The sequence below is a fragment of the Streptomyces exfoliatus genome, from assembly GCF_000725545.1.
Lineage (GTDB): Bacteria > Actinomycetota > Actinomycetes > Streptomycetales > Streptomycetaceae > Streptomyces > Streptomyces exfoliatus.
The window spans coordinates 308,235-324,547 of the sequence record NZ_JNZP01000002.1 but is presented as its reverse complement, the minus strand read 5'-3'; the positions used below and the strand labels follow the sequence as shown (position 1 = coordinate 324,547).

The following is a 16,313-nucleotide window of genomic DNA, read 5'->3' as shown; positions in this document are numbered from 1 at the left end:
TGTGGGGAACGGCTGATCATGCACCGAGGAGAAATTGGCATAGACCAATGCTGGCGTCAACCCCTCGCGCCGCGATCGGACACTCGCTGAGGGGGCGTCAGCTCCGCAGGGCGGTGCAGAGAGCGGCCCGGGCGGCTCTGCCCTCGGGGATCGGCAGGAGGGGGTAGACGTGCAGCATCTCCGGTGCCTCGTGGAAGTCCAGCTCGACGCCCGCGGCCGTGGCGCGGGCGGCCAGCCGTCGGGCGTCGGCGTTGACGATGTCCCGGGTTCCGCTGAACAGCGTGATCGGGTTCAGTCCGGTCAGGTCGGCGAGCAGAGGGCTGACGTGCGGGTGGTCGACGGGGAGCGTGCCGCGGTAGAGGTCCCCGGCGTAGCGCGCACCGGGGACGGCGAGCCAGGGGTCGCGGTCTTCGAGCAGGGCGATGCGCGGGTCGGTCAGGCTGATGTCGAGCCAGGGGGAGATGAGGATGGTGCGGGCGGGTGCGGGAAGTCCTCGGTCCCGCAGGTGGACGGCGACGGCGAGGGCCATTCCGCCGCCGGCGGAGTCCCCGATGAGGCTGAGGGTCGTGGTGGCCGCGTCGTCGAGCATCTCGGCGGCCAGGACGGTGACGGCCGGCACCACCTCGGACGCCGTCGCCAGGGGAGCGAGGGGGTAGATCGGCACCGTGACCCGGGTGCCGGTCTCGGCGGCCACGTGGGCGATCAGCTTCCAGTGCTGGGGTGCTATCTCGTTGATGTACGCGCCGCCGTGCAGATAGACCGCCCGCCGTCCGGCGTCGAGAGCACCGCGAGGGGTGACCGCGTAGACGGGCCATCCGGCCACCCGGCGTACGGCGAGGTCGACCGTGCGTTCCAGTCCGGCCGGTGGGGCGTATCCGGTCGGCCGCAGGGAACGGGCGAGGACCTGTTCCCGGACGGCCTCCGCCGAGCTGAACACCTTCTTGGCCCCACGGAGCCGCACCACGGTCGGCATCGCTCTGCTGGTCAGGCTCGGCACGGTACGGCTCCGTTCCCACAGTCCGTGTTCTTCGGCGTTCTCCGGTGTCACGTCAGGTCGGTGTTCTTCGTCTCCGGCATCCGGTGCACCACGGCCAGAGCGAGGAGCAGCAGGACCACCGTGTAGCCGAGGAAGAGGTCGCCGTTCCCGTTGCTGGTCAGCCATGTCTGAAGATACGGGGCGCTGCCACCACAGGCGGCCACGGCGATGGCGTAGGGAAAGCCCACCCCCGTCGTGCGCAGCCGGGTCGGGAACATCTCCGCGAACACCGCGGGGGTGATCGCCGCGCCGGCGGACATGAAGAGCATGGCCGTCGTCATGGACACGGCCAGCTGCCAGGCCTGGTCCTGGATGAACCAGTTCAGGGGGAAGGCCAGGACGGCTCCGCCGATGTAGGAGCCGTACAGGATGGGCTTGCGGCCCACGCGGTCGGAGAGGGCGCCGAACAGCGGCAGCGCCACGAGGAAGACCAGGTTGGCGAGGACTCCCGCCCACAGCGCGGAGGAGGCCTCGATGCCCTTGAGGGAGATGGCCTGGGCCGGGGCGGAGACGGCCCAGGTGTAGTAGACGACCGTGCCGCCCAGCGTGAGGCCGATCACGCGCAGGCACGCCGCCCGGTTCTCCCAGAAGCCGCGCCACACCGACGTGCCCGGTTCGGGGTCCGGGGTGTCGGCCTGCTTCTCGAACGCGTCGGTCTCCTCAAGGCGGAGCCGCATGATCAGCGCGTACAGGCCCAGAAGTCCACCGACGACGAACGGCACCCGCCAGCCCCACGCGTGGAGCTGGTCCTCGCTGAGGAAGGAGGAGAGGACCGCGGCGAGCACGGTGGCGACCATGATGCCGGAGGTGCCGGAGACGTAGATCAGGCTCGACCAGAGCCCTCGCCGTTCGCGGGGGGCCATCTCCGCCACGTACGTCTGGGCCGCGGGAAGCTCCCCGCCGTGGGCCAGGCCCTGGACGAGCCGTGCGAACACCAGCAGGGCCGAGGCGCCGACGCCGATCGTGGCGTAGGTCGGGGCGAGGCCGATCAGCAGGCTTCCGGCGGCGGCCAGCGCGATGGAGCCGACCATCGCCGCCCGCCGCCCCTTGCGGTCGCTGAGCCGCCCGAAGACCAGGCCGCCCAGGGGACGCATGAGGAAGCCCACGGCGAAGATCGCCAAGGTGCTCAGCAGGGCCGAGGTCGGATCGGCGGAGGGGAAGAACTGCGAGGCGAAGAACGGGGTGAAGATCGCGTAGACGTTCCAGTCGTACCACTCCAGGGCGTTGCCCACGCCGGTGCCGATGACGGTGCGCAGCCGGGACGGGGCGGGCGTGCCCTCCGGCGTGGCACTCGTGGCCGAGGCGTCGGGAGCGTCGGATCTGGTGGCCGGGGACGGGGATGCGTGGTCGGGCACGGGTTTCTCCTGGGGGACGGGACGCAGCCGGATGAACTGCGTCCGGCGGGGCTGCGGGCGGTGCGGTCAGGAGGCGGGGGCGGGTGTCGCCTTCGCCAGGCGGCGCAGGGCGAGTTCGGCGTAGAGCGCGGCTCCGTCACCGAGCACGCTGTCGTCGAAGACGGCCAAGGGCGAGTGGTTGTACGGGGCGCGCTGCACGTCCTGGTCCGGCGGGCAGGCACCCAGGACCACGAACGCGCCGGGGACCTCGTCCAGCACCCGGGAGAAGTCCTCCGATCCGGTGGCCGGCCGGGGCGCCCACGCGTAGCGCTCCTCTCCGTGCACCTCCGCCACCACGTCGGCGACGAACTCGGCCTCGGCCGGGTCGTTGACGGTGAGGGGGTACAGCTCGGCGAAGTCCACCTCGACGTCGAGACCATGGGCGGCCGCGATGCCCCGGCACACCTGCGCGGCGCCGTCCTTGATCCGGCCGTGCGACGAAGCGGAGAACGACCGCACGGTCGCCGTGAACCGGGCTTCGTCGGGAATGACGTTGCCCGCGGTGCCCGCGTGGAAGGCGCCCACGGTCAGCACCACGGGGTCGAAGGGATCGAACCTCCGGGTGATGAAGGTCTGCAGCGCGGTGACCATCTCGCACGCCGCCGGTACGGGGTCGTGGGCCAGGTGCGGCATCGAACCGTGGCCACCCGCACCGCGGACGGTCACGCGAAGGCTGTCGGAGGATGCCAGGACCGGGCCCCGGCGGGTCGCGAACATCCCGTTCGGATGTCCCGCCGACGTCACGTGCAGGGCGTACGCGGCCACCGGCCGTTCACCGGAGGCGTCCAGGACCCCTTCGGCGAGCATGTGGCCGGCGCCGTCCTGCCCCTCCTCGCCGGGCTGGAACATGAAGACCACATCGCCCGCGAGGTCGTCCCGGCGGGCGGAGAGGAGCTGTGCCGCGCCGGCGAGCATGGCCGTGTGCAGGTCGTGGCCGCAGGCGTGCATGATCCCGTCCGTGCGGGAGGCGTACGTGAGATCCGCGCGTTCGGTGACGGGCAGTGCGTCCATGTCGGCGCGCAGGAGCACCGTGGGGCCGGGACGAGCGCCCCGCAGGACCGCGGTGACCGAGGTCAGCCGGTTCCCCGTGGTGACCTCCAACGGCAGTCCGTCCAGGGCGGCCAGGACCTTGTCCCGCGTACGTGGCAACTCCAGGCCCAGTTCGGGCTCGGCATGCAGCGCCTGCCGCAGGCGGACCAGATCACCCTGCACGCTCCGTGCGTCCTCGCGCACCGACACCGGCATCCCCTTTCACTGACGTTCACCTCGCTGTCGCTCGGTTGCCAGTGATGATGGATACTCGGCACTCATGCCCACTGAAAACGCAGGATCTTTCTTCCATGCCTGATCGTTTGCAGGAATCTGCACACCTGGACGAGCTCGACCTCAGCCTGGTGAACACCCTGCAGATCGACCCCCGAGCCCCCTGGTCGCGCATCGGACGGGCACTCGACCTCGATCCCGTCACCGTGGCCAGGCGCTGGTCCCGGCTGACCGAAACGGGTGTCGCGTGGATCACGGCACAGCCCGGGCGCGCACAGATCTCCCAGGGCTGCCTGGCCTTCGTCGAAGTGGACTGCCAGGCCGGCCGTGCGTTCGACGTGGCCAACACCCTCGCGCAGTGGCCCCACGTCCTGACCGTGGATCACACCAGCGGCGGCCGGGACCTCCTGCTCACGGTGTCGATGCCCACGCTTCCCGCCCTCTCCGTATACGTGCTGGAACGTCTGGGAACGCTCCCCGGAATCAGCGCCACCCGCACCCAGCTCGGCACCCATGTCTTCACCCACGCCACCGACTGGCGCCTGCGCGCTCTCGACCCTCGCCAGCGGGCCCGCATCACCGCCGAGCGGCCGGTCAGGTCGCCGTCGACGCCCCAGACGCTCACCGCGAGAGACCGCCTCCTCGCCGTGCGCCTCGGGACCGAAGGACGTACCTCGCTCACGGACCTCGCGGAGGAGCTTGGCGTCGGGATCACCACCGTACGCAAGCGGCTCGCCCTCCTCATCGCCAACGAGGACCTGGAACTGCGCTGCGAGGTCGCCCAGCCTCTGTGCGGCTGGCCGATCTCCACCACGATCTGGGCCCAGGCCCAGATCGACGACCGCGACGCCCTGAACAGACTCCTGGCCGCCGTCCCCGAGATCCGGGCGTGCATCGGCCTCGCCGGAGGGAGGGCGAACCTCCTCATCAGCGTCTGGCTCCGCTCCCTTCCCGACATCCGCGGCCTCGAAGCCCGCCTCACCAGCGCACTGCCCCAGCTGAAGGTGCTCGACCAGGCGGTCTCCCTGCGCTTCGTGAAGCGCATGGGCCGCATCCTCGACCAGGCGGGCCGCAGCGTGAGCACCGTCCCCATGGACATCTGGTCCGAGCCCTCCTGAGGCGTCGGGTCAGGCGTGTGCGCGGCAGAACTCGCGGACGGCCCGGCTGAACCGCTCCGGCTGCTCCAGGTTGCTGACATGGCCTGTGCCGGGGAGCACGACGAGTGTGGCGTCCGGAATCGCCTCCTCGAAGGAGTGGGCGACGTACAGGGGTGACCGCGCGTCGAGCTCGCCCCAGACGAGCAAGGTGGGAACCGTGATCTCGGGCAGCAGGTCACGCTGGTCCGCCTCGGCCATGACGAAGAGCTGCGTCCCGAGGCTGTGCGGACGCACGTCGTCCGCCATCGCCGTGAGCAGCGGGACGAACTCGGCGGGCGGATCCCCGGCGAACAGCCCCGGCAGCGTCGGGTCGAAGTGCTCCGGGGGCGCCGCGAGCATCCGCCGTACGCCGTCGACGCGGGCCCGCACCTCCTCGGGCGGGAGCGAGCCCTTCCAACCGGCGTAGGTGTCGGTCAGGACCAGTGTCCTGACCAGCTCCGGACGGAGACGCCAGAGCTCAAGTACGACGGTCCCGCCCCAGGAGAGACCTGCGACGTGGGCGGGGCCGAGCCGCAGGTCGTCGATCACCGCCGCGAGGCACCGGGCGTAGTCCGCGAGGCCGAAACCGGAGGGCACGTCCGAGGAGCGGCCGGCGCCGGGCTCGTCCCAGGCGACCACCGTGAACTCGTCGGCCAGGCCCGCGAGCTGCGGCTGCCACATGCGACCGTCGAGACCCGCACCGTGCACGAACACCAGGGGCGGTCCCTGTCCCACCCGTTCGTAGGCGACCTCGACCCCGTTCACCCGCACCGTAGCCATACCACCACGCTAGCGCGGCCGTCGGACGTGTCGCGGCTCCCACTCCGGTCATCTCCGGAAGCGGCTCCCGCTCCGGAAGCGGACGGGAGCGTCCGCTCTGACCTGGGCTATTCGGCGAGAGCTGCCTGCCGTCGGCTCTCGAGTACCTGCTGGACGCGGGCCACATCGGTGGCGTAGGTGCGGTAGAGCAAGGTGAGGAAGGCGCCGTTGACGAGCACGAGTCCGACGAGAACCCACAGGAACACCGCGCGCAGTCCGAAGGCGTCGCCGAGGAAGCCGGCCCCGAGGCTGAACGCGGCGATGGCGACGGCCTCGAAGACGCTGAGGTAGATGGCGAAGGCCGCGCCGCGGAGTTCGGGAAGCGTCACGGCCATGATCATGGGCCGGTTGACCACCGGGTTGACGCCCTGGACGAGGCCCATGAGGGCGAAGAAGACAGCGAACACGCCGATCCCGCCCCAGTCGAGCTGGGTACCGAAGAAGGCCACGGTCGCGAAGGCGAACTGAGCGGTCTGGAGAATGACCACGAGGCCGTGGCGCGGGTTGCGGCGGACCGCCCAGTCGGCGAGGAAGCCGCCGAGCACGGTGCCGGTGAAGAAGCCGATGCCCATGGGGAAGAGGACGACGGAGGCGGCCTGGGTGCTGAATCCGTAGACGTCCACGAGGAAGATCACACCGAACATCGCGGCGAGAAGTTGCCCCGACAGGAGTCGGGAGACGAGCAGGACCACCAGGCTCGGGATCCGGAAGAGCACGGTCACCTGCTTCGCGGTGACCTTGGTGTGGGCCTCGCGGGTCCGTCGGTCGAGGCCGGCGAGCTGGTGCTCGGACGCGCCTCTGCCCGGGTCGCGCATCCAGATCAACAGGGCGACACCGCACAGGACGTTGACGGCGCCGATGCCCCACAGGCCCCAGCGCCAGCCGTCGTCGAACGCGGCGAGCTGTCCCTTGAGGGTGGCGAAGAGGGAGGCGGCGAGGTTGATGACGCCGTACAGCATGCCGACGGCGCGTCCTCGGGACTCGCTGTCGAAGAGGTCCCCCAGGATTTCCGTGGTGAGAGGTCCGGAGGCCGCGTACCCGGCGGCGAGGATGGTGATCAGGATCAGGAGCTGGGTGAAGTTCTGGGCGAAGCCGGCGGCTATGCCCCACACTCCCCAGAACCCGGTGGCCAGGACGAGGACGCCCTTGCGGGACCAGCGCTGGGCGACCCACACCCAGAACGGGCCGGCGAACACGCCGACGATCCGGCCCGCGGCGGTCAGGACGCCGAGCGCGCCGAGCGAGACTCCGAGCGAGTGGCGGATCACCGGGAACAGCCCGCTGATCAGACTCGCCTCGGTGTTCTCGACGAGCATGGTGCCGCCGAGCAGGGAAAGCTGGCGCCAGCGGCCCTTCACGGGGACGGCCCTTCTCTCCTTCGTCGTGCCGACGGGTGCCTCGGTAAGATCGGGCAAGACGCCACCTCTTCTTCGTCTCGTTCTTCGCTGGATGGGCGGGGGAGGAAAGGCGGGCCGGTGACGGGGTAGCCGCCCCGTCACCGGCGTTCATCTGTGGTCCGACGACCGGCTCTCAGAGTTTCGCGAGTTCCTCGGCGACCAGGCGCAGCCGGTGGGGCGGGATCATTCCGCCCGACATCGCGGCGATGTCGAGGAGCGGGGTCGGCCCCAGGAACTGCAGGAGTTCCGAGTCGGCGATCCCCGGCAGGTGCCGCTTGAGCACCTCCAGCGCCACCGGATCGCCGATCAGCGTCGCGACCGGCGTCCGCAGGGACAGCCGCCCCTCCGGGTAGTCCTCGGCGCGCGGCAACGGCACCGCGGCCCGCTGGGCCTGGTCGCGCTGGGCCCGTACGAGGAGGTGCGCGTCGGTCACCGGGCCCTCGGCGGGCAGGCCGAGACGTTCGTACTGACTGGGCGGAGCCTCCGTGTCCCGCATCAGATCCACCAGCAGCGTCGCGAGCCGCAGTTCCACCTCGTCGTCGACGAGCGGGTCCAGCTGCTCGGGATCGTTCTCCAGGTCGAAGAGCAGGCTGCCGTGGTGGTACGGATTGACGAAGGTGCGGCCCGGCATCCGAAGCGTGCGGACGCCTTTGGTGAAGCCGAACGGCTCGGCCAGCTCCACGTCGGCGAGTTCGGCGGGGGTGAAGCGGCCGCGCATGCGCGTCGGCATCAACGTGTGCTCGTGCAGGGGGCTGTTGCCTGGGGAGGCGGGCGCGCGCATGTAGACGTACCGGCCGTCGGTGATGTTCACGTGACCGCCGTGGATGCCGAAGAGGCCGGCCTCGCGTACGGGGTCGTCCGCGGCGGAGAGGGGCAGCGGTGCGCCCTGCATGTCGGCCGGGCGCTGGACGCCGAAGTACTCCAGGAGCGTGGGGGCGAGGTCGATGGTCTGCACGAGGGTGTCGCGCCGCTCGCCCGCGCCGCCGGAGCGCGGGTCCCAGACGAAGAGAGGCAGATGGACCAGCTCGTTGTACCAGGGCTGGACGCCCTTGCCCCACCAGCCCTTCTCGCCGAGCAGCAGACCGTGGTCGGTGTTGACGATCAGGAGCGTGTCGTCCCACAGCCCGTACTCGTCCATGGCGTCGAGGACCCGGCCCAGGGAGTGGTCGCACATGGAGAGCAGTGCGGCGTACTCGTAACCGGCGTGCGCGACCTGCTCGTCCGTCTCCACCACCTGCTTGTAGTCGGGCCAGTCGAAGTGCGGTCCGTCGTACGCGTGCGGGTAGAGGTCCTTGTAGCGCTGGTGGGAGAAGAACGGCTCGTGCGGGTCGAAGGTCTCGATCTGCACGAACCAGCGGTCCGCGTCCTTGTTGGTGCGGAGGAACTCCAGGCCGGCGTCGAAGGTGAGGGTCTGCGGATGCCGGTCCTCGGTCGCCATGTGCGGCCGGTTCACCCAGTCCTGCCGGTACGCGGCCGAGCGCATCCGCTTCAGGTCCTCGGGCATCTCCGGATCGGCCACCTGCCCCTTCCACGGATCTCCTTCCTGCCCGCGGAAGAACTCCCAGGAGTTGTAGCGGCCGTGGTAGGTGGCGCCGCCGTCCTCCCAGTAGTGCGGGTGGTCGCTGGCCAGATGGGCGTACACGCCGTTCTGCTTGAGCAGTTCGGGCATCGAGTCGTCGAAGGGCTCCAGCGGTCCCCAGCTGCGGTGCAGGAAGTTGTAGCGTCCCGTGTGCAGTTCGCGGCGGGCCGGCATGCACGGCATCGACCCCGCGTACGCCTTGTCGAAGGTCACCGTGCGCTCGGCGAGGCGCGCGAAGTTCGGGGCGTGCGCCCAGTCCCCTCCGTACGGCGGCAGCATGCGCCGGTTGAGACTGTCGAACATCACCATGATCGCCCTCATCGCACGGACTTCCCATCCGTCGTCTCTGCGGTCGCCTTCTTCGTGGCGCGTTCCTGGAAGATCTCCATCCACCGCCCGAAGAGCTCCGCGGAACGCGGTGGTGCCGGGGCGTGCCAGGGGACCGGCACCGAGGCGCGGGGTACGGCCAGACGCCGTTCCAGGTCCTCGGCCAGGTGGGACCGGCCGGTGTCGCGCAGATGCCTGGCATACCGGGTGGGGTCGGCGTAGTAGACGGGGCCGGCCTGGAGATTGCTCAGCATCGGGTCGGGCAGACAGCCGGGGCGGCCGGCGTGCTCGTGCCACCACTCGGCCAGGTGGGAGCGCATCGTCCCGGCGAGAGCGGGCTCCTCGTCCAGGAGGTCACGCGTCAGGTACGGATCGTCGGTGACGTCGTACAGCTGCTCCCAGGCCGTCCTGAAGCAGCCGGGGTGATAGGTGCGGATGTAGAGGTGGTCGCGCGTACGGACGGCCCGCTGGTAGGTGTGCGCGCCGTGGCCGAGGACCAGGTACGGGCGGGAGCCGGTCTCCTCGCCGCGTACCGCGCCCGCGAAGGAGGCGCCCTGCCAGCCCTCGGGCGCGTCGAGGCCGAGCAGGTCGCACAGGGTGGGCGCCAGGTCGATGTTGTACAGGAGATCGTCGTTGCGCCGGGCCTCGGCCGGAAGGCTGTCGGTGACCCCTGGCCAGTACACGACGAGGGGGATCCGCTGGACGGACTCCGTGGCCAGCCCGTGTTCCGCGTACATGCCGTGCTCGCCGAACGCCTCGCCGTGGTCGGCGCTGACGACGATCGCCGTCTCGTCCGCGATGCCCAGCTCCTCCAGCGTGGCCAGGAGTCGGCCGAAGTGGTGGTCCCAGTAGGCGATGGCCCCGTCGAAGCCGTTGATCAGGTGCTCGAAGTCGGCGCGGGAACGGATCGCGTCGGGCATGTTGTGCGGCACGGGCGAGGTGCCGCCGCCTCCGGTGAGCGAGTAGTGCAGGTCCAGGGCGCTGCGGGGGCCGTAGATCTCGGCGTGCTCCTGGATCGTCTGCTCGTCGGGCCAGGACTGTACGGGGGCGGAGGCCGCCATGCGTTCGGTCCACTCGGCGGGCTGGGTGTAGTCGGTGTGCGGGTCCCAGTAGGTGAGGTGGAGGTACCAGTCGTCGTCCTCGGCGTGCCTGCGGATCCAGTCGAGGGCGGCGCGGTTGACGTCGGCGGCGTCCTCGTCGCCCCAGTTGCCGGTGGCGCGGACGGACTCGCGGAAGTTGCCGTGGAACCAGTACGCGCGGTGACGTTCGGCGAAGACGGAGACGGCCGCGGTGTAGTAACCGTCGAGCTGGAGGCGTTGGCCGAGGAGCGGCCGGTCGGGCTCGGGGCCGTGGCCGGAGTCGAGCCGGAACTGGGCGTCGGCGCCGTAGTGGCCGATCACGCCGTTCGTGATCCCGAACTGTCCGCTGGTCAGGGCGGTCCGGGACGGCAGACAGGGCGAGTCGGAGCAGTAGTAGCGGTCGAAGACCACCGACTTGTCGGCGAGCTCCTGGAGGTGGGGCGTGGTGGGCCGGTGGTAGCCGTACGGCGTGGTGTGGTCGGCCCGCAGGGTGTCGACGTCCACATAGATGATGCGCAAGGGGAACTCCGGGGGACAGACGGGGCCGCAGGCGGGCGGCATTCGATGAGCGCTCAGGGCATATGTGCGTCAGCAGCTATGCGCCTCAGGTTTCAGGGCTGTTGCCGACGGTGTCAAGAGGTTGCGCATCAGTTCTCGGATTCGCAACACTCCTGCATTACTGCACTGATCGTGTCCCGTGAGGACGAGGGTGGCGACGCTCGATGATTGCCGGTCCAAGAGTTCTGGCGTACATATGAAGCCGTCTTGGAGTCACAACCGAGGAGCGAGGAGAAGTCCGCCGTGGACAGCTGTTGCACCCCGGGCCGCACGGCCGCTCGCGAGAACACGACGCTGCTGCCGGTGCCGTCCGTACCGGCCCCGCTCGCCGCGTCGCCGGATGGGCGGCCGGAGGGGCGGGACGAACCCGAGTTCGTGGACCTCCCCGGCGGCGAATTCCTGATGGGGGACCGATTCGGTGAGGGATACCCGTCGGACGGAGAGCAGCCGGTGCACCGGGTGGAACTGGCCCCCTTCGCCATCGCCACCACCACCGTCACCAACGCCCAGTTCGCCGCCTTCGCCGCCGCGACCGGCCACCGCACGGACGCCGAGCGCTACGGCTCGTCCGCCGTCTTCCACCTCGCCCTGCGCGCCCGCGCCCGGGACGTCAGAGGGCAAGCTCCCCGTACCCCCTGGTGGCTCGACGTCGCCGGCGCCGACTGGGCACACCCCGCCGGCTCCCTCTCCCACTGGGAGGAGGTTCCGGACCACCCTGTCGTGCACGTGTCCTGGGACGATGCCGTCGCCTACTGCCACTGGGCCGGCGCCCGCCTGCCCACCGAGGCCGAATGGGAGTACGCGGCCAGGGGCGGGCACCCCGGTCGCCGCTACCCCTGGGGCGACACCCTCACCCCCGACGGCGAGGACCGGTGCAACGTCTGGCACGGCACCTTCCCCACCCACAACACCCTGAGCGACGGCCATCTCACCACCGCGCCCGTACGCTCCTACCCGCCCAACGACCACGGCCTGTACGAGACCTCCGGCAACGTCTGGGAATGGTGCGCCGACTGGTTCTCCCCGGCGTACTACCGCCGCTCGCCCCGGAACAACCCGCTCGGCCCGCGCACCGGAACCGCCCGCGTCACCCGCGGAGGCTCCTACCTCTGCCACGACAGCTACTGCAACCGCTACCGGCTCGCCGCCCGCTCCGCCAACACCCCCGATTCCTCGGCCGGCAACTGCGGCTTCCGGATCGCCCGCGACCTCACCGAGGGCAAGCGGCTCGACCCGGCGGATGGACTACGGTGCCGCCCCCCGGCCGGCCCCTGAAACAATCCGTACCAACCCCGCTCTGTGAGGACCCGCCATGCGTCTGGAACACGTCATTCTCGGCCTGCTGGCCCTGCGCCCGCTCTCGGGCTACGACATGCGCAAATGGATGGACGGCCCGGGCAAGTACATCGGCTACGGCGTGCAGCTGCCCCAGATCTACCGGGTCCTGCCCCGCCTCGTCGCCAATGGCTGGGCGGAGTTCGCGGTCGATCCCCGAGACGGCAAACCCGACGCCAAGGTCTACCGGCTCACCGACGCGGGCCGCGACGAACTCCTGGCGTGGGCCCGTTCTCCGTACGAACCCTCTCCACGCCCCATGGACCCCGACTTCAGACTCCGGTTCCTCTTCGCCGGACAGCTCGGCCCCGAAGTCACCGTCCAGATCCTCCGCACCGAACTCGACTACCGAATCGCCCAACTCCACGAACCCGGCTGGATGGACTTCACCACCTTCGCGCTGGAGCCGGTCCCCGAGGTCGACCAGGCGTGGGCGCGCACCATCCAGCTCTCGGCCCACGAATTCGGCTACAGCAACACCGCCGCGTACATCGCCTGGCTCCAGCTCACCCTCGCCAAGGCAGAAGTCGCGGCAGGCCAGACCCTCGCTCACACCCCCTACCGGGGCCCCGGAACCACTGCCGACTAGGGTCACTCGGCCTGCGCGGACGACTTCGCGATCCGCTGTTCATGTGGCAGCGTGCGCGCGACCTGTCGCCGCACATGACGTCGGGCGACCACTGGTACCGGTACCACCGGGGCGCCTGAGGGCAGCTCCGCCGTGTCCCCTCCCCCTACGCTGTAGTCATCCGTCCGGGAGCAGGTGGTCCTGTGCTTGACGGCTGTGAGGCGTCGGTGAGATTGGCGCCGTGGGCGGCGTCGCGCTCGGAGTTGGCGACGCCGTGCCAGTCCAGGCACATGACGGTCGCGTCGTCGTCGAGGTGGCCGTGGCCGGCGTCGACGATCGCTTTGATGAGGGTGCGGGCGGTTTCGCGGGGGTGCAGGGCGCGGCTGCGGATGATCAGGTCCGACAGGTCGAGGTTCTCGGCGCTGCGCTCGAGCATGCCGTCGGTCAGCATGATCAGTCGGTCACCCGGGCGGAGGTCCAGCGTCTGCACGCGGTAGGTGTTGGCCCGCGATGTCTGGGTTCTGAGGCCGAAGGGGAGATCGACTTCCGGGACGATCTCCTGGACTTCTCCGTCGCGCATCCGCAGCGGCCAGGGATGCCCGGCGTTGACGAACTCCGTCTCGCCGTCGATCAGGCTGATGCGCAGCAGCTGGCCGGTGACGTAGCCAATGCGGCCGTGATCGCGCATGGCCCGGTCGGCCTGGCGGGCCTGTTCCGCGAGGTCGGCACCCGCCCGCCGCGCCCGACGTAGGGCGCCCACCACCAGGGTGGCCAGCAGCGCGGCGTCGACGTCGTGCCCCATGGCGTCGGTCACGGAGAGCTGGACCGTATCCCGGTCGATCACGTAGTCGAAGGTGTCGCCCCCCACGTGGTCGGCGGGTTCCAGAGCTCCGGCGACCGCGAACTGTGCCGCCTCGCACGCCAGCGACGCCGGGAGCAGCCGGTGCTGGATCTCCGCGGCCAGACTCAGCGGCTTGGTGCGCCGGCCCCACTGGTACACATCGGTGTGGGACCGGTTCGCGATGACGATGTACGCCAGGGCGTGCGCGGTCTCGCCGATCTCCCGCATCACCTGCGCGCTCGGTGCCCCGGGCAGGAACAGTTCGAGGAGCCCGACGGCATCCCCACGGTTGGTCACCGGGGCGACGACCCGCACCAGCTCTCTCCCGCCCCTGTCCTCCACCCTCGGCCGCTGGCTGCGGATCACGTCGTCGTACAGGGTGCCCCGCAGCGGAATGCGCTGGGCCGGCTCACCAGTCTCGACGCTGCCCGCAGCGCCCAGCCGCACGACCGAACTGCCGGAGAAGTCAGTGATCAGGAACGACACCGACGCGGCCCCGAGGCGCTCCCTGAGCATGCGCGCGACCACGTCGAGCGACTCCACAGGTGCCGCGGCCTCGGCCGCTTCCAACGCCCCCGCCAAAGTCATAGCCTCGCCCCGCTGACGTCCGCCCACGGGAGGACGAGAGGCTTGCCCGTCGTCCAGCTCTCCTGCGGTCATAGCGACCCCTTGCTGCTCGCTGCCGGCCGGGACTCCGTCCCGGACGCGAAGATCCGCGCCGACGCGGCACCGGACGAATCACATTGCACCACGCCCCCCCGGTGACTCCCAGCATGCACGGCAACAGCCCCCGGACAGGAGCCGGGTGCCGGTCAGCTGCTCGGCCGACCGCGGTGGACCCAGCCCGGTCGACCGAGCACGGCCGTGTCGGCCCGGCCGGCGTCCGGTCGCCGGGAGCGGGAGCGGGAGCGGAAAGGCGGATCGAGGCGTACGTCAATTCCGGGACTCCGGGTATGGGCAGTACTGGGAGTTCACCCACATGCCAAGTGAAGTCCGGATAGGGCATGCGTCATATCGTGCCGCCTGACGATTACGGAAAGCGACTTCTGATCATGAATTCCACGCAGACGGTGCGACCCCCTCCCGTACGGGCGAGTGCGGGCAGCGACTTCGCCCGGCTCTCCCGGAAGATCCAGGAGGCCGGGCTCATGGCCCGGCGCCCCGGATACTACGCACTGCGCATCGCGGCCGTGACGGCCCTGTACGCCGCCGGGTGGACGGCGTTCGTTTTGATCGGGGACAGCTGGTGGGCGCTGCTGTCAGCCGGTTTTCTGGCCTTCGTGTTCGGGCAGGTGGCGCTGCTCGCGCACGACCTGGCCCACCGGCAGGTCTTCCGGCTGCGCAAGGGCAGCGAGGTGTCGGGGCGCGTCGCCGGAAACCTTGGCATCGGCATGGGGTACGGCTGGTGGCAGGACAAGCACACCCGCCACCACGCCAATCCCAACCACGAGGACCTCGATCCCGACCTCGACCCGGACATCCTCGTCTGGACGCAGGACCAGGCCCGTGCGGCCAGGGGACTGCCGCGGCTGCTCGGCCGCTCGCAGGCGTTCCTCTTCTTCCCGCTGCTCACGTTGGAGGGGTTCAACCTGCACGTGTCCGGGGTGCGATCGCTGTTCGACCGCTCGCTCAAGCACCGCATGGGGGAAGGAGCCCTGCTACTTGCGCACCTCGCCGCCTACCTCGGCGCTCTGTTCCTGGTACTACCGCCCGGCAAGGCGGTCGTCTTCCTCCTCGTTCACCAGGGACTCTTCGGCGTCTACCTCGGCTCGATCTTCGCCCCGAACCACAAAGGCATGCCGATCCTGCGAGGCGCCGACCGTCCCGACTTCCTGAGGCGCCAGGTCCTGACTTCCCGCAACGTGCGCGGAGGCCGGTTGACCGACATCGTCCTCGGCGGTCTCAACTACCAGATCGAGCACCATCTCTTCCCGAGCATGCCCAGCCCGCACCTGCGCAGAGCCCGGACCATCGTCCGCGAGTACTGCCAGGAGATCGGGGTCGGCTACCTGGAGACCAGCCTTGTCGAGTCCTACCGGCAGACCCTCGCCAGTCTCCACACGGCGGGAGCCCCCCTGAGGAGGCCGAGCACCACCTGACGCCACGCCCGGCGGCCGCCACGCGGACGGTCCATCGGTACTCGGACACCGGCCCGCCTCATCGCGCCCGCAGGGGTGGTGGGCAGGCCGGGGGCGGTGTCAGCGGAACTGGAAGTGGGCGACGTGGTCGGTGCCGTCGCTCAGTTCCAGGTGGAAGGTGCGGCAGGTGCCGGCCCATGCCCTGTCGGTCTTCCAGACGTAGGTGTAGGTGTCGGTGGCCGCGTCGTAGGTCAGGCCGGAGGTGCTGACGGCGCCGGTGTCGACCGGGTCCGTGGCGGTGCCGTCACAGGCGGTCTGCCGGGACGACGGGGAGCCGTCTGCGAGGACGTCCAGGCCCTTGTCGCCGCCGAGGGAGAACTTGACGGGGATGCTGCGGCCGGCGTTGACCGAGTTGACGGCCGGTGCGTTGTGCACGGGCGCGTGGAAGCCGGTGAAGGGGAAGGCCGGGGTCGGGTTCTCGACCTGGGTGCTCACCTGGCGCGGGCTGTTCGCGCTGTTGGTAGTAGGGGGTTCGGGTGGTGGCGCCGGCGACCTGGTAGGCGCGGTCGGCGAGGACGAGGGTCTGTCGAGTGAGGCAGGCCTGGACGACGGCGGGGGACGCGGGCTGCTGTCAGGTCGTGGGTGCGGCCGGGTGTCGCGCGGGAGAACCACAGCGGTGTGCCTCGGGGCCGGCGATGACCTGCACGTCATGCCGTGCTTGCGGTGCTTCATCGAGTGGTACGGCTCGTCCGCACGGATCCCGTCGACGGGGATCAGGGCGCCGTCGACGATGACGTGGTCGCCTTCGCCGAGGTCAGCGAGAGCTTCGTGGGGACCGGGTGCCCGGCAGCGCCTCGCGCGCAACGCACATGCACGCGAGATCTGTGCGGTGGCCCAGTCGTC

Annotated in this window: 13 protein-coding genes and 1 pseudogene; 4 read left to right on the top strand and 10 right to left on the bottom strand. The window is 70.3% G+C overall.

What is annotated here, in order from left to right; genetic code table 11:
- Positions 1-97: 97 nt before the first annotated feature.
- From IO20_RS0104645 to IO20_RS0104635, 3 genes are all read right to left on the bottom strand, one after another.
- Entirely contained in the window at positions 98-997 is a 900-nt protein-coding gene (locus IO20_RS0104645; protein ID WP_030545834.1) for an alpha/beta hydrolase fold domain-containing protein, read from the bottom strand.
- A gap of 47 nt (positions 998-1,044) precedes the next feature.
- Positions 1,045-2,391, bottom strand: a complete 1,347-nt coding sequence (locus IO20_RS0104640) for an MFS transporter (protein ID WP_078945811.1) — start codon at positions 2,389-2,391, stop codon at positions 1,045-1,047.
- A gap of 66 nt (positions 2,392-2,457) precedes the next feature.
- Entirely contained in the window at positions 2,458-3,669 is a 1,212-nt protein-coding gene (locus IO20_RS0104635) for a M20 metallopeptidase family protein (protein ID WP_030545838.1), read from the bottom strand.
- A 101-nt stretch (positions 3,670-3,770) separates the two neighbouring features.
- On the opposite strand from IO20_RS0104635, the gene IO20_RS0104630 reads away from it, so the two are divergent.
- Complete coding sequence (locus IO20_RS0104630; RefSeq protein WP_030545839.1) at positions 3,771-4,811, top strand: Lrp/AsnC family transcriptional regulator; 1,041 nt, start codon at positions 3,771-3,773, stop codon at positions 4,809-4,811.
- 9 nt (positions 4,812-4,820) lie between these two features.
- On the opposite strand, the gene IO20_RS0104625 is transcribed toward IO20_RS0104630, so the two are convergent.
- The 4 genes from IO20_RS0104625 to IO20_RS0104610 all read right to left on the bottom strand — a co-directional run bounded on the left by IO20_RS0104625 (position 4,821) and on the right by IO20_RS0104610 (position 10,549).
- On the bottom strand, positions 4,821-5,609 hold the full coding sequence (locus IO20_RS0104625) for an alpha/beta fold hydrolase (RefSeq protein WP_030545841.1): 789 nt from the start codon (positions 5,607-5,609) through the stop codon (positions 4,821-4,823).
- A 107-nt stretch (positions 5,610-5,716) separates the two neighbouring features.
- Positions 5,717-7,063, bottom strand: a complete 1,347-nt coding sequence (locus tag IO20_RS38275) for an MFS transporter (RefSeq protein ID WP_157850725.1) — start codon at positions 7,061-7,063, stop codon at positions 5,717-5,719.
- A 115-nt stretch (positions 7,064-7,178) separates the two neighbouring features.
- Positions 7,179-8,933 carry a sulfatase gene (locus IO20_RS0104615; RefSeq protein WP_342668737.1) on the bottom strand — a complete coding sequence of 585 codons (1,755 nt, stop codon included), beginning with the start codon at positions 8,931-8,933 and terminating at the stop codon, positions 7,179-7,181.
- Positions 8,934-8,941: 8 nt separating this feature from the next.
- Complete coding sequence (locus IO20_RS0104610) at positions 8,942-10,549, bottom strand: sulfatase family protein (protein ID WP_078945812.1); 1,608 nt, start codon at positions 10,547-10,549, stop codon at positions 8,942-8,944.
- 246 nt (positions 10,550-10,795) lie between these two features.
- Here IO20_RS0104610 and IO20_RS0104605 point away from each other — a divergent pair, with 246 nt between their 5' ends.
- On the top strand, positions 10,796-11,863 hold the full coding sequence (locus tag IO20_RS0104605) for a formylglycine-generating enzyme family protein (protein ID WP_425423696.1): 1,068 nt from the start codon (positions 10,796-10,798) through the stop codon (positions 11,861-11,863).
- A 37-nt stretch (positions 11,864-11,900) separates the two neighbouring features.
- The gene (locus IO20_RS37435) at positions 11,901-12,512 is read left to right on the top strand and encodes a PadR family transcriptional regulator (protein ID WP_051874240.1); all 612 of its coding nucleotides are present in this window, start codon (positions 11,901-11,903) and stop codon (positions 12,510-12,512) included.
- Positions 12,513-12,657: 145 nt separating this feature from the next.
- Here IO20_RS37435 and IO20_RS0104595 read toward each other — a convergent pair whose 3' ends face one another.
- Positions 12,658-13,920, bottom strand: coding sequence for a PP2C family protein-serine/threonine phosphatase (locus tag IO20_RS0104595; RefSeq protein WP_030545854.1), 1,263 nt, complete (start codon positions 13,918-13,920; stop codon positions 12,658-12,660).
- 464 nt (positions 13,921-14,384) lie between these two features.
- On the opposite strand from IO20_RS0104595, the gene IO20_RS0104590 reads away from it, so the two are divergent.
- Positions 14,385-15,431, top strand: a complete 1,047-nt coding sequence (locus IO20_RS0104590; RefSeq protein WP_030545856.1) for a fatty acid desaturase family protein — start codon at positions 14,385-14,387, stop codon at positions 15,429-15,431.
- Between the two features lie 99 nt (positions 15,432-15,530).
- On the opposite strand, the gene IO20_RS0104585 is transcribed toward IO20_RS0104590, so the two are convergent.
- Both IO20_RS0104585 and IO20_RS41200 read right to left on the bottom strand, forming a co-directional pair.
- Complete coding sequence (locus IO20_RS0104585; protein ID WP_030545858.1) at positions 15,531-15,905, bottom strand: PxKF domain-containing protein; 375 nt, start codon at positions 15,903-15,905, stop codon at positions 15,531-15,533.
- Between the two features lie 7 nt (positions 15,906-15,912).
- A pseudogene (locus tag IO20_RS41200) lies at positions 15,913-16,253 on the bottom strand (transposase family protein); the annotation flags it as partial.
- Positions 16,254-16,313: the final 60 nt, after the last annotated feature.